Raw genomic sequence first — 523 nt, forward strand, 5'->3', positions numbered from 1 at the left:
TCGTAACAAGGTAGCCGTAGGGGAACCTGCGGCTGGATCACCTCCTTACACAAAAAAATAATTTCAGGTTTTTATATGGTATTGGAACATCCGGATTCATAGGCGGATTTTTTTCATAGGTACCTATGTTGTGGTCAAACACTTTAGCATGTCTATCACAAGCTGACATTTTTTATTAAAATGTTTTAATGGGCCCGTAGCTCAGACTGGGAGAGCGCCGCCCTTGCAAGGCGGAGGCCCCGGGTTCAAATCCCGGTGGGTCCATTTTTTTAATATGTAATCCTCATTTTCATTAATAATATATACGTGCAGCTAGTATCCTGAGAGGATAGCTAGTGAAGGGAATGATACTATAATAGTGTTTTTTTAAATACTATGGATTGTTCCGTGCATAAGTAACCCAAACTGGCACTAACTAACCAGAGATGATTGTTTAGATCTTTTGAAAAACGATTGAATCTGTGTATAAGTTAGTATTTGTAATAATATATAATCCAGAATAGTTTAGTTGTGAAATTATGCT

The 523-nt window shown here is 37.7% G+C and carries 1 tRNA gene; it reads left to right on the forward strand.

Annotated elements, in window-relative coordinates:
* Nucleotides 1-190 precede the first annotated feature (190 nt).
* Nucleotides 191-264: transfer RNA gene (locus MXE27_RS11760), tRNA-Ala, on the forward strand.
* Nucleotides 265-523: the final 259 nt, after the last annotated feature.

This window comes from Methanobacterium alcaliphilum (assembly GCF_023227715.1).
Classification (GTDB): domain Archaea; phylum Methanobacteriota; class Methanobacteria; order Methanobacteriales; family Methanobacteriaceae; genus Methanobacterium_E; species Methanobacterium_E alcaliphilum.